This window comes from Bacillus sp. z50 (genome assembly GCF_058313585.1).
Window position 1 is genome coordinate 1,177,624 of record NZ_JBZFQL010000001.1, and the last position, 12,223, is coordinate 1,189,846.

The 12,223-nt window shown below is 38.9% G+C and carries 16 protein-coding genes and 1 other annotated feature; all 16 genes read right to left on the reverse strand.

Annotated elements, in window-relative coordinates; genetic code table 11:
- Positions 1-60: 60 nt before the first annotated feature.
- The 16 genes from rpmA to AC4G3N_RS05710 all read right to left on the reverse strand — a co-directional run bounded on the left by rpmA (position 61) and on the right by AC4G3N_RS05710 (position 12,222).
- Positions 61-351: a 50S ribosomal protein L27 gene (gene rpmA / locus AC4G3N_RS05635; protein WP_066105513.1), complete on the reverse strand. Its 291-nt coding sequence runs from the start codon at positions 349-351 to the stop codon at positions 61-63.
- Positions 352-366: 15 nt separating this feature from the next.
- On the reverse strand, positions 367-690 hold the full coding sequence (locus tag AC4G3N_RS05640; protein ID WP_066105516.1) for a ribosomal-processing cysteine protease Prp: 324 nt from the start codon (positions 688-690) through the stop codon (positions 367-369).
- Between the two features lie 10 nt (positions 691-700).
- Positions 701-1,009 carry a 50S ribosomal protein L21 gene (rplU, locus tag AC4G3N_RS05645; RefSeq protein WP_066105519.1) on the reverse strand — a complete coding sequence of 103 codons (309 nt, stop codon included), beginning with the start codon at positions 1,007-1,009 and terminating at the stop codon, positions 701-703.
- Positions 1,010-1,022: 13 nt separating this feature from the next.
- Positions 1,023-1,095: a sequence feature (ribosomal protein L21 leader region), on the reverse strand.
- A gap of 51 nt (positions 1,096-1,146) precedes the next feature.
- The gene (locus tag AC4G3N_RS05650; protein ID WP_491089858.1) at positions 1,147-2,640 is read right to left on the reverse strand and encodes a ribonuclease E/G; all 1,494 of its coding nucleotides are present in this window, start codon (positions 2,638-2,640) and stop codon (positions 1,147-1,149) included.
- A gap of 57 nt (positions 2,641-2,697) precedes the next feature.
- The gene (locus AC4G3N_RS05655; RefSeq protein WP_491089859.1) at positions 2,698-3,564 is read right to left on the reverse strand and encodes a M50 family metallopeptidase; all 867 of its coding nucleotides are present in this window, start codon (positions 3,562-3,564) and stop codon (positions 2,698-2,700) included.
- Positions 3,557-4,348 carry a peptidoglycan DD-metalloendopeptidase family protein gene (locus AC4G3N_RS05660; protein ID WP_491089860.1) on the reverse strand — a complete coding sequence of 264 codons (792 nt, stop codon included), beginning with the start codon at positions 4,346-4,348 and terminating at the stop codon, positions 3,557-3,559. Before AC4G3N_RS05660 ends, AC4G3N_RS05655 begins: the two co-directional genes overlap by 8 nt.
- A gap of 119 nt (positions 4,349-4,467) precedes the next feature.
- Positions 4,468-5,271, reverse strand: a complete 804-nt coding sequence (minD, locus tag AC4G3N_RS05665) for a septum site-determining protein MinD (RefSeq protein WP_066105532.1) — start codon at positions 5,269-5,271, stop codon at positions 4,468-4,470.
- 2 nt (positions 5,272-5,273) lie between these two features.
- Positions 5,274-5,957 carry a septum site-determining protein MinC gene (gene minC / locus AC4G3N_RS05670; protein WP_491089862.1) on the reverse strand — a complete coding sequence of 228 codons (684 nt, stop codon included), beginning with the start codon at positions 5,955-5,957 and terminating at the stop codon, positions 5,274-5,276.
- A 75-nt stretch (positions 5,958-6,032) separates the two neighbouring features.
- A complete protein-coding gene (gene mreD / locus AC4G3N_RS05675) occupies positions 6,033-6,548 on the reverse strand; it encodes a rod shape-determining protein MreD (protein WP_491089863.1) in 516 nt (171 codons plus the stop codon).
- Positions 6,545-7,417: a rod shape-determining protein MreC gene (gene mreC / locus AC4G3N_RS05680; protein WP_066105543.1), complete on the reverse strand. Its 873-nt coding sequence runs from the start codon at positions 7,415-7,417 to the stop codon at positions 6,545-6,547. Before mreC ends, mreD begins: the two co-directional genes overlap by 4 nt.
- Before the next feature lie 55 nt (positions 7,418-7,472).
- Positions 7,473-8,489 carry a rod shape-determining protein gene (locus AC4G3N_RS05685; protein ID WP_066105546.1) on the reverse strand — a complete coding sequence of 339 codons (1,017 nt, stop codon included), beginning with the start codon at positions 8,487-8,489 and terminating at the stop codon, positions 7,473-7,475.
- A gap of 162 nt (positions 8,490-8,651) precedes the next feature.
- On the reverse strand, positions 8,652-9,341 hold the full coding sequence (radC, locus tag AC4G3N_RS05690; RefSeq protein WP_139892620.1) for a RadC family protein: 690 nt from the start codon (positions 9,339-9,341) through the stop codon (positions 8,652-8,654).
- A gap of 37 nt (positions 9,342-9,378) precedes the next feature.
- A complete protein-coding gene (locus AC4G3N_RS05695) occupies positions 9,379-9,987 on the reverse strand; it encodes a Maf family protein (protein ID WP_257469172.1) in 609 nt (202 codons plus the stop codon).
- A gap of 120 nt (positions 9,988-10,107) precedes the next feature.
- On the reverse strand, positions 10,108-11,061 hold the full coding sequence (locus AC4G3N_RS05700; RefSeq protein ID WP_139892622.1) for a hypothetical protein: 954 nt from the start codon (positions 11,059-11,061) through the stop codon (positions 10,108-10,110).
- Positions 11,062-11,156: 95 nt separating this feature from the next.
- The gene (locus tag AC4G3N_RS05705) at positions 11,157-11,627 is read right to left on the reverse strand and encodes a type II secretion system protein (RefSeq protein ID WP_077248077.1); all 471 of its coding nucleotides are present in this window, start codon (positions 11,625-11,627) and stop codon (positions 11,157-11,159) included.
- A 94-nt stretch (positions 11,628-11,721) separates the two neighbouring features.
- The gene (locus tag AC4G3N_RS05710) at positions 11,722-12,222 is read right to left on the reverse strand and encodes a hypothetical protein (protein WP_066105558.1); all 501 of its coding nucleotides are present in this window, start codon (positions 12,220-12,222) and stop codon (positions 11,722-11,724) included.
- Between the last annotated feature and the right edge of the window lies 1 nt (position 12,223).

A 12,223-nucleotide genomic window follows, 5' to 3' on the forward strand; every position in this document is an offset into this window, starting at 1 on the left:
TCATATCTAAAAAAGAAAACTCCAACCAACAAGGTTAGAGCTTCTTTTGACTGTTACTTATTATGCTTCTTGTGCTACTGGGTAAACGCTGACTTGCTTCTTGTCACGACCCAAGCGCTCAAATTTAACAACTCCGTCAATTTTAGCGAAAAGAGTGTCGTCTCCACCGCGGCCAACGTTCAAACCTGGATAGATTTTTGTACCACGTTGACGGTAAAGGATAGAACCACCACTTACGAATTGTCCATCAGCACGTTTAGCGCCAAGACGTTTAGAAATGGAGTCACGACCGTTCTTTGTAGAACCTACTCCCTTTTTGGAAGCGAAGAACTGAAGATCCAATCTTAACATGTATTCCACCTCCTGTTAGCTAAGAATAATTTTCATGTATCTACCATAGTCACGTTCAATCGTTTGTAAGGAAACAAGCATGCCTTCGAGTAACAATTGTACCTTGTCATCGCTATCCGTTTCCGGAAAATGGACTTCAAGAAAACCGCCATCTTTACCTGCCTGTTTAATGATGGGTTCAACAGTAGTTAAACTCATCACGGCATTTACAGAGCCAAAAGCTACTGCAGATACCCCTGCACAAACGATATCCTGACCTTTTTGTGCAAAATCGGCGTGTCCTGATATACTGAACGAAGAAATTCGCTCATCAGCTCGCACTACCTTTACTTTAATCATACGCGTCGCCTTAGAAGCTAATCTTTTCGATTGTTACTTTTGTGTAAGGCTGACGGTGACCTTGTTTTTTACGGTTGTTCTTTTTCGCTTTGTATTTGAAAACGATGATTTTCTTTTGTTTGCCGTGTTTTTCAACTTTACCTGTTACAGTAGCGCCTTCAACAACTGGGCTTCCAACTTTCACATCTTCTCCACCTACAAAAAGAACTTTATCGAAAGTAACGATGCCACCTTCTTCAACGTTCACTTTCTCAACGTAGATAGATTGACCTTCTTCTACTTTCACTTGCTTTCCACCAGTTTCGATAATTGCGTACATACCTGCACCTCCTTAATTGTCTAAGACTCGCCGACGGCAGGCGCCATAATGGACTTATTACCTGACGTGTGCGGTTGTAGCATGGGTGCTACAAACTTAACATAAAAATACTATCATAATCAGACAAACATTGTCAATCATGATTTACTAACATACGGATAATAGGCTTGTTTTTTTATTCCTTCCTCTGTACGCTTCATGCGCTCTTCAAGATCCTTCTTATTTCCGAGGGCTCGAATTTCAAAACGATTGGCCCCTGTCATTCTTCCCTCCGTCACAAATATATTTTTAGTGCCTGACAGGATATGTATTTTCACCGCATGAATATTATCCTTGATATACGTGTAAAAGGATGAATCAACCACAACCCATACAGAATCATCCAAGCTATATTTTAATGCCTCTAACTGACGTTCCAATTCATATATCGCGCTCTGACGGCTTTTTATTAATCCTGTTCCGCTGCATTCCAAGCAGTCTTCCTGAAGAATTTCATATAGATCTGGACCTTCTTTTTTGCGTGTTAGTTGCATGAGTCCCAGTTCGGTAAACCCAATGACTACAGAACGCAGCGGATCATCTTTTAAGGCTGTTTCCATCGCTGCCTGTACTTGATGGCGATGCTCAGGAGATTTCATATTAATAAAGTCTATTACAATAATCCCAGATAAATTGCGCAGAATCATCTGTCGTCCCACTTCTGTTGCGGCGAGTATATTTGTATCTAAAATCGTTTTATTTATGTCATACTTTCCAGTAAACTTACCCGTATTTACATCTATCACATGCATGGCTTCTGTTTTTTCAAAAAGTAAATACGATCCGTTCGAAAGCCAGACTACCTTTTTGACTGCTTTCTCCAATTCTTCAGTAACGCCGTGGGAATCATACAGATCCACTTTATCCTTTTGAAGCTTTGTTTCCCATGCTTCAGGTAGTACAGAACGGAGTAATTGCATTCCTTCTGCAGAATTAGTCCACAGCTCCCCAGTTGTCCCAGCTGTCCAGCTTTCTATCAGATTTAGAATGCGATTTTGATCGCTTATAAGTGCTGGCGCTTTACTTTTTGACGCTTTTCTTTGTAATTGCTCATAACGTTCACGCATCTCGCTAAGCCTCGAGATAAAGGCTTCTTCATCCGCCTCCAAGAATGATGTACGAACAATCACACCTTCATCCTTTTGCAGATGCTTGGCTGTTATGTGTTTCCACTTCTGAACAGTCTTCCTATCTGCTTTTTTAGAAGTACGGACAAAATGTTCACCCTTTATATAAACGATTTCCGGTGAAGACACTTCAATTAACGCACTTATTTTAGCGCCTTTCGTTCCTTCTGGATCCCGCAGAATGCGTACAAGCAGTTTTTCACCTTGCTTTACATATGTTTTTGCCTGAGAGTCTAAATGGTAGTTCGGTGTTTCTTCAAATGGCAAATAGGCATTCTTATCAAACCCAATATCAACAAAAGCTGCGTTCATACCCGGTACAATTTCACGAACAATTCCAATGTAAACATTGCCGGCAAATGGGCCCTGCCCTTCTCTTTCAATATGTATCCTCATCAGCTTATCATCTTGCAATAAACCGAGACGTCGTTCTTTTCCTTGAAAATCAAGCACTATTTTTTTCATTAAAAAAATCCTCTCGTTGGCTCATTAATCTTACTTTAACGAGTCAGGAGAGGAGCGTCAATAAGGATACAAAAGTTCTCCAATAGGCCGATATGCCAATTTTGATGTAAAACAGGCATGTAAAACCTCCGCTTCATCCAGCTTCCCTAATTCTTCATCCTTGTTTTTCACGATTATAATATGCTTATTGTCTCTACGGAAATCCTCAAGTATTTTATAAATCTTTATATCCTTTTCCGCTTCCAGCCGTGATATCGCTCTAATATCCTTATTATGCCCATAATGTCTTTCCATCAAAAATCGTAAAAATACAAATTGACGGTGTTTCCACTCCTTCCATAAAGAAAAGGTCAGAAAGCCAACAACCATCCACCAATTCATATTTAGCGGATTAACAGCGACCAATCCGATTAAAGCAAGAAACAGACTGACTCCGGAAATGATAATAATTAGGCGGTGTGCATGCAGGAAGGGCATCCGCTTGCTTAATAAAACAAACAACGCTTTTCCTCCATCCAGGGGCCAGATAGGGGCTAAATTTATAAATAAAACAATAAAGTTATATAGAATTAAACTGGTATAGATATAATCTGATATAAAGCCTATTGTGTAAAAAAGATAAGTCAGCAGCAAAATCCAAACATGCTGCAAAGGGCCGGATGCCAACACAATTAATTCCTCATGCCATGGCCGGTTTCCATGCTCATCTGTCTCCAGCTCTCCGCCAAAAGGCAAAAGTGTAACGGATTTTATCCTCCAGCCAAATAACTGCGCAGCAATAGCATGACCCAGCTCATGACATAATACGATTGCAAACATTAAAAGCAATTCAGTAAACCTGGCTGTCAACACACCAAGAGCAAGTAACAACCAGGTTAATGGATGAATGCGTATTTTCGTAAGCACAGGCCATATTTTATTCAAACGAGATCACCTCATTAGGATCAATAAACTTTCCATTGGCTTTCAATGCAAAGTAAAACTCCCCCTTGTCCGGCTCATCCGACGGTGATACTATTCCTACCTTCGTTCCTTTCTTAATTTGTTCATACAAATTGACGTTTATCTCCTGCAGGTGAGCGTACCATGATTCACTCTTATCCGGATGCTGGACAATAACTGTTTTTCCGTGTGTCTCCTTCTCACCTGCGTAGATAACGACCCCCTCTTTAATCGTGTCAACCGATGTACTATTGGATGTTTTGATTAAGACCCCCTGTCCATCCTTCACAAAGCTTTTCATAATGGTGCCTGTTGCCGGCGTGGCAAAACGATTATCAGCAGCATTATTATTAGGTTCATTCACCGATTCCTCAGGCAAAAAAGCAAATGGCTTTCCGACTGTATCCTCAAACCAGCTAGATACTGACGCAAATTGAAATTCCTTCTGATAGACTTGGTCAAGGGTAGTTTTCGCTGTTTGGGTCCATGGAGCAGAAGTTCGATAAATAATGGCCATGCACAAAACCAAACAAACAGAAGCAAGGATACGAAATAAGATCCAATCTTTGTTTACAATAGGCGGCTTTTTATGCTCACTCACCCCTTCTTCATATACGAAAACATTTTCAGAACCCCATTCTTTCTCATCTTCCATTTCCGGCCATGTCGGTCTTTCGTTCCTCTTACTGGCATTCATCATTCTTTCCCGTTTTTTTCTTCTCTCGGCAATGCGCTTACGAACTTCTGAGCTACTTTGGCTGCCCATCCTTTCACCTCTCTTATACAGCTCTTTTCTAAAAGATATGTATAGTCGGTCCAAGCTATGCCATGCAGACATACAAAAAAGGACCTCTAATCAGTTTGATTAGAGGTCCTCACTTACTATTACTTAACACCAAATAGTTTTTTTATCCGCTTAAACATTCCTGTTTTCTCATCTTCAAGTGGTTTGAGCGGGATGGATTCACCTAAAATACGTCTTGCAACGTCTCGATAGGCAACAGATGCTCGATTATTCGGGTCAAACACAATCGGCTCTCCCTGGTTTGAACCCTTAATTACGTCATCATCATCAACTACAATCCCAATCAAATCAATGGATAGATGAGTAGTAATTTCATCAATATCTAGCATATCGCCCATTTTTAGCATATGATTTCGAATACGGTTGATGACTAGTTTTGGAGATTCGACATTTGGTTCCTTCTCCAATAACCCGATAATCCGGTCCGCATCTCTGACTGCAGATGTTTCAGGTGTTGTTACAACAATTGCTTTATCAGCACCAGCCACTGCATTTTTGTACCCTTGTTCGATACCGGCTGGACAATCAATAATGATATAATCAAAATCTTGTTTCAAAGTATCAATTAACTGCTTGACCTGTTTAGGATTTACGGAGGTTTTATCCGCTGTCTGTGCTGCAGGCATTAAATAAAGACGATCATCAAAACGCTTATCTTTCACAAGCGCCTGATGGATTTTGCATCTTCCTTCAATCACATCTACCAAATCGTAGATAATACGATTTTCAAGGCCCATTACTACATCCAGATTTCTCAAACCTATATCAGTATCGACCAAACAGACTCTTTTCCCCATTAACGCTAAGGCAGTTCCGACATTGGCAGTAGTAGTCGTTTTCCCTACTCCACCTTTACCGGATGTTATTACTATGGCCTCTCCCATGGCTATACGCCCTCCTCAAATAAGGATAAATTAGGTCTCACTTTACATAAAACTTGTAATCTATCAAAAATCATCTCACCAGATTGATCTAAATAAGCACATTCCATTTTGTGGTCATCCTGCTCATCATAATCAAAAGAGTTATATAAAACATCTCCAATAACGATTTGGGATGGCTTAAACACAGATGCAGACACGACACATTCTTTATTGCCGTGTATACCTGCCAGCGCCTTCCCCCGCAGTGTACCCATAATAAAGATATTACCGCCGGCTTTAACGGTCGCACCGGGATTTACATCTCCTATTAAGAGCATGTCACCCTTCACTTCCAAAACTTGACCCGAACGGACAACCCTCACGATTTTTGTCACAGCCACTTCTTCAGCCAATCTTTTGGCTTCTTCATGCAAAATGACATTAGATTCAACATTATTAACAACCATGTATCCCTTTTTTTCTACTAAATCGACCAAAGCTTTCGCTTGTTCGTCCGTTAAATAACGATTACCGGTATGTATGGTGACATGGATACTTGATGTTGTTTCAATCGTTGAATTATGAATAGACAATTTTTCATCCAAATCTCTTAAAGCTTCAGAAATAGATGAGTGATCATCAATCACAATCGTTAAACCTTGTTTACTTCCTTTGATCATAACATGCTGAACATTCTTCTTTCCCATGACGTCGTGCTCACCTCAATGCAATTTAATTCGACATGAGCGCTGACAATTCCTTTTTTATAGAATCAATACCGTTTAATTATCCTCTTCAACAGTCCATTTTTTAATCCACTTTGCAAATACATAAGCGAACAGGATTAGGAAGATTAGATTCAAAATTAAGGTAGGCAGCAATCTCATACGTGCAAATTCAATGAACGTCAATGAAGTATAACCAATTAAGGTATTCACCTCATAGACGATAATTTCTAAAATAGATATAGCAAGCAAACATACAGATGAGACTATCCCAAGATTAATTTGCAGTACTTTCATCAGTTGAGTTGCGAAGTACACCATTAACGGCAAAGTAAATAAATAAACACCCAATACTTCTGTATAGACGACATCATAGAAGATTCCCATAACAAAAGCATATATGATTGCCATGTTCCTTTTTCCGTATACCCCTAAAAACACTAGAAAGATAATAATAAACCTTGGCACCAAGATGTAGGGTGTTGTATATAATTTCGCCGAAAATATTTCAACAAAAATCCCTTCAGATATAAAAACAAGGACAGCTAAAAGGAAGATTTTAAACCTTATCACAGGTCATCCCCCTCAGTGCTATCTGTATCTACAGTAGTCATTGTACGTTTTACAATCATTACGTTATTCAAATCATAGAAATTAGCTGCCGGCTTAACCAAAGCTGTTTGGGTTAATCCGTATTGATCGATAACGACCTCCTTGACCGTACCTATGACTAAACCTTCTGGGAACACCCCTCCAAGCCCGGATGTTGTCACATTCTCACCTTTTTTAATTTTAGCATCATAATGGAGACCTGTTAATAGCAAGGCTTGCTTATCTTCGTCATATCCTTGAATAAATCCATAAGATTTTTCTTTACTTTGCACCATTGCTGAAATACGGTTTTGTGGATCTAGAGCTGTCATTAATTGTACTGTAGAGGTAAATTGAGAAACACTTTTGACCTTTCCAATCAATCCCTCAGCAGTAATTACAGCCATATTTTTCTCAATCCCATTTACACTGCCCTTCGAGACCGTCAATGTTTCATGCCATCTCTCCGGACCTCTGCCAATGACAGTTGCATGAGAAACTGTATGATCACTTAAATCTTCTTTTTTCTTAAGTATATTGCTTAATTCCTCATTTTCTTTTTTCAAATCATATATCTCTGTTTCCAACTTCACATATTCTTCCAGGCGTGATTTAAGATTCTTATTTTCTTCATATGTATTCCTTAAATCTGAAAGATTCTCAAAAAAGCCCGCTACAGCAGAAGCGGGCTTATGGAAAATTGTTTGAACAAAGCCGGCCGAGTCCTTCATAAACTGTTCAGGCCAGCTCAATTCATCCCTTTCCCGAAGTGAGAACCCAATCAAAGCCACCAGAAAGATGATGCTAATCAGCAAGATAATCAATTTTTTGTTTAAGAAAAATTGTGGCATATCCTTGCTCCTCTATCATTATTATCCTCTTTCAGGATTTTTGCGTTCTATTATATTATCTTGAATCTTTTACTTTTGATTTGAACAAATGAATATGATCAAGTGCCTTACCAGTACCAATTGCTACACAATCCAATGGATTTTCAGCAATTAGAACAGGCATTTTTGTTTCTTCACTGATCACTTTATCCAGGTTGCGTAATAATGCGCCACCACCTGTTAGAACGATTCCGCGATCCATGATATCAGCAGCAAGCTCAGGCGGAGTTTTTTCAAGCGTATTTTTAACCGCATCTACAATCGCATACACTGTGTCATGAAGAGCTTTTGCAATTTCATCAGCAGTGATTTCAATTGTTTTTGGTAAGCCTGTTAATAAGTCACGGCCGCGAATCTCCATGTTTTCAATATCTTCAGGATCACCAGCTGAACCGATTTCAAGCTTAATAGCTTCAGAAGTTCGATCACCAATCATCAAATTGTAGTTTTTACGGATATAGTTAATAATCGCTTCATCCATTTCGTCTCCTGCGATACGAATAGATTGGCTAGTCACAATACCGCCCAAAGAAATAATCGCGACTTCAGTTGTACCGCCACCGATATCTACAACCATGCTGCCTGTTGGTTCCCAAACAGGTAAGTTTGCTCCAATAGCAGCTGCAAACGGTTCTTCAATTGTATAAGCATCACGTGCCCCGGCTTGTCTAGTTGCGTCAACAACAGCTCTCTCTTCAACGGCTGTAATTCCGGATGGAACACATACCATTACATATGGCTTACGTGCAAATAAACCTTGGTTTTTTAACGCTTGTTTCATATAATATTTCATCATGGTTGCAGTCGTATCATAATCAGCAATAACGCCATCTTTCATAGGGCGCAAAGCCACAACATTACCAGGTGTACGGCCGATCATATTTTTCGCATCATTACCGACAGCAACAATGGATTTTGTATCTGTTTGAAATGCAACAACGGAAGGCTCACGTACTACAATGCCTTTTCCTTTAACATAAACAAGTGTATTGGCGGTTCCTAAATCAATTCCTAAATCTCTATTTCCAAGCATCTTTTAATATCTCCCTTTCTGAAACATATTCCATATTAGGTACGAGTTTTTTTATTTTCTTTTTCATATCATAAAGTTAAGTTCTTCAGTAATGTAATGAAAAATAAATTCTTTAAAAAGCATACGTAATATTATAGCTCATCCTCATGTGAATTCCTAGTATTATAAATATCCTTTTTCTTTAAGACTTACATATTTTTTCTCTCCGATAACCAAATGGTCTAAAAGTTCTATTCCCATAATTTTCCCACATTCAGCTAGACGTTTGGTTACTTCTATATCTTCTCGACTTGGAGTGGGGTCTCCTGAAGGATGGTTATGCAAGCATATTATAGATGCTGCTGATCTGCGGAGAGCTTCTTTGAAGACTTCACGGGGATGGACAATTGAGGCGTTTAAACTGCCGATAAAGATTGTTTGTTTATGGAGTATTTGGTTTTTCGTATTTAAATATATACATACAAAATGTTCCTGTGATAAAAAACGCATATCATTCATACAATAATTGGCACAGTCCTCTGGCGAACGAATCACGTACCTCTCTTCATTCGTCAAATTGCTGATTCTTCTTCCTAATTCCATAGCTGCAGCAAGCTGCACAGCTTTTGCTTCCCCAATACCTTTAATGCTAGTCATTTCTTCAATACTTGCCTCTTTCAAAAGACGCAGCCCGCCAAACTTAGCCAAAAGTTGGTTAGCCAGATTCATCACTGAATCTTCCTTTGTTCCAGTCCTTAAAAGAAGTGCCAGTAACTCTTGGTTTGACAGACTTTCCGGTCCAAATTGGATAAACCGTTCTCTTGGGCGATCATCCTTTGGATAGTCTCTTATCATGATTTGCGTTGTATCCATCCATATTCTCCATTCCATTGACGGAGTGAGGCTGTTCTTAAGGATGTACTAACTTTTCAAGTTCCCTCTTAAGTCTGGAAACCGGGAGCCCTACAACTGAGAAGTAGTCACCTTCGATTCTCTTCACCAGCAAGGAACCAAATCCCTGTATCCCGTAGGATCCCGCTTTGTCAAACGGTTCTCCGGTCAATACATATTGTTCAATTTCTTCTTTTTTTAATGGCCAAAATTCTACATCTGTTTTTTCATAAAACAAGATAGAATCTTGCCCTCTTAATAAGGCAACTCCTGTATAAACCTGGTGTACATTACCGGATAAACGATTCAGCATGGAAATTGCTTCATCTTTATTTTTCGGCTTACCAAGGATGTCACCATCCATTACTACAATCGTATCTGCGCCTATCACAACGGAATCACGGTTAGTTTCAGCGATAACAGTTGATTTTATGCGTGCTAATTCCATCACTATTTCGTGAGGTTCCATTCCATCCTGATAGGTTTCGTCTGCATAACTTACTTTCACCTGAAATGGTATGTTCAGCATTTCAAGCAATTCTTTTCTCCTTGGGGAAGAAGAAGCCAAGATTAAATCCAATCCTTTTCGCCACCTGCCATAAGAATTTATATAGATAGGGAGATACATATTCATCCTAACAGAATACGACACCATTCTCAATTCTTAAAACAAAATAAAAAAGAGTACCCCGAAATGTGAAGTACCCTTTTAAACACAAAATGTATTTTTTATTTCCCGGAAAATACATTATAATCTATACCATTCATCAAAAAATTGAAGTATACATTTTTGAAGCTGCATTAAGGATGCTTCTTCTGGTTTAGATTGATAGGTAGACCAAGTTTTATTCATACTTTCACTTAAATTATGGAGATTTTGCAATTCTTTCGGAATATTCTCCAAATTAATAGACTTTATATCTGGCTTTTCTTTCGTTTCACTTTGTAATAGGCCCTCTGAAGCCAATTGTGTGTATTGACCGGTGTTGTGAATCATATTATGGATGACCTCTGTTTCTTTTGGTGTGTAAGCTTTTTTTGTTTGGCCCTGAAAACGGATTTCCTTCCAATACGTATCGACACCTTCTCCTCTATATAAAAGTGCCAATTTCTTTGTATCCTGCAACGTAGCCGCTGCTCCTATATAAATAAAATATTTATCCTCCTGTTTAAGAATGATAGCAGGAATTCCATCCCCTTCAATAAGCGAGGCACGTTGTTCTGCAGCCTGTTTACTCGAGTAGACGCCTCCCTGGACGACAAAAGCATTCATATCCTTGACCATTTGCTTCTCCTGAGGCGCTTGTTTATTGGAACCAAGCAGAGGAACAGAGTCCGGTACTTTAACAGTTTCCTCTCCGCCGCCGAATAGGACAATTTTTAATATTACAACTCCAAATAATGTCCCGATTATAAGTGCTACCAAAACAGGAATTCCCGCTGCAAGAACTGGTAATTTATTCATTTTTACATGGTCAAGAAAAGCCGTTTTTTGTGCCAGCTTTGTTTTTGCCTCGTTTTTTTTAACAGATTTTTCTTCGGGTACTGCCCAAAGAGACGGTTCTTGTTCATCCTCAACCGTGCTGGCAATTTCTTGGATCGTATCCAAAGTATCTGGATCTTCACTTGGAATCCATTTGTATTCCTTTTTTTCGCCATTTATGTTTACGATGATTGTTCGTTCCCGGGTTGGCTTATCCATTCCTTTGCCTCCGCGTTTTTTGTTCATCTTATCATTCCGTAAAAAAAAAAGAACAAGACTCTTGTCGTCTTGTCCAAAAAGGTTTCGCCAAATTTCTAGGATTCTCTATCCTCAACATTCTCTTCACGTATTTGATCAAGAGGCAACGGCAAATAACCTTCACCTTGCTTTTCACCGCATAATTTACGTTTCATTCCAATTAAACAGATGGATACCGCTTTCCCATCCTTAAATAGTACATAGGAATCTGTATGATTTAATCCCCATTTATCTCCTGTATCCGGACCAATGATGACATCCAAAAAACCTGAGGTAACAAGTTCGTTATATGTTACTGGATTTACTAACGGTTCTTTATTGAATTCTTTATTCTTATAATAAACCGTACTGGCATTACGCATGATATAGGCCTTAGAGACGAAGGCCTGCTTTCTCGCCTTTTGTATGACATCACCAATCACCAGGACAGCCATTGAAGCTATAATACCCAATATGACAATAACCGCCAATAACTCAATTAAGGTAGCTCCATTTTCATTAGACTTCCTATTTATATTCCTTATCATTTAACTCACAACCTGAATGCTTCTATTAAACTACTCATCATCTTTTTTTGAATCCTCATATACATCCGGTGCAATGCTTAATGGATTATCTTTATTAGCTGGAGGAGGCACCTCTATATCCGGCAATTGGTTTTGCAAATCTAATCGCATTCGTTATGATTTCAGTTGATGATAAATCCTTTAGATAATAGGCCGCTTCTTCTGCTTTATCAAACCGTACTTCGAGTTTAATAGCACCATTTTCCGCATAAGAAAAGGTTTCAATAAATCCTCGTTCCGACAAAAATCCAATCAAATGTTTTAAAAGAAGTACTGTTTTAACAGGGTATTGGTTTGCCCATTTAACCTTTTCTGTTAATTGAGCAACAGAATTGCTATTCTCCTGAGATACAACCTTCTGCTGTTCCACTTCAATCATTTGAGCAGTCATTTCATATTCTTGTTCTAATGCATTCAACTGGCTTTGATTGCTCTGATATTGCCAAAAGTAAAGGATTCCGCAGAGAATACCGAGAAACACTGCAGATAAGATAATCAGGAGTACACCACGGTTTTTGCGCTCTTTTTTTGGCAGCAAGTTAATTTCTACAAGCATC